Source organism: Neisseria sp. P0019.S002 (assembly GCF_051957155.1).
Taxonomy (GTDB): domain Bacteria; phylum Pseudomonadota; class Gammaproteobacteria; order Burkholderiales; family Neisseriaceae; genus Neisseria; species Neisseria perflava.
Genome location: NZ_JBQCWS010000169.1, coordinates 1 through 435, shown reverse-complemented (window position 1 = coordinate 435; position 435 = coordinate 1). Strand labels below are relative to the sequence as shown.

The following is a 435-nucleotide window of genomic DNA, read 5'->3' as shown; positions in this document are numbered from 1 at the left end:
CTGCCGCAATGTCCGGCAGTTGAAAAAATCATCTTCGGCTGTTTTTCCAAAGCAGATGCCGAAGATTATCGGGCATTGCTGGCAGCCGAACAGGCCGTCTGAAATCCGCCGAACACTTGAAATCAAATATAAATCAGAAAGCAAAAATATGAGTATGTCCCTCGCCTAAAAACTGGCCGCCGACAGTGTTGCCGTAGTTGCCTAAGGGCGCAATCTTCAGGATGTCTTGGCGGAAATCCGCGCGGCGCATCCACAGCTGACGGCGCAGGAAAACGGCGCGTTGCAGGATATTGCCTACGGTTGCCAGCGGTATTTGGGCAGTTTGAAATATATGCTTGGACAAATGCTGAAAAAGCCGATTGACAATCCGCAGCTAGAAAGCCTGCTTTTGGCGGCAATGTACCAACTGCATTACACGCGTAATGCGCCTCATGC

Annotated in this window: 1 pseudogene; it reads left to right on the top strand. The window is 50.6% G+C overall.

What is annotated here, in order from left to right:
• Positions 1-172 precede the first annotated feature (172 nt).
• Positions 173-435 (top strand): annotated as a pseudogene (locus tag ACTHTY_RS12135) (transcription antitermination factor NusB); the annotation flags it as partial.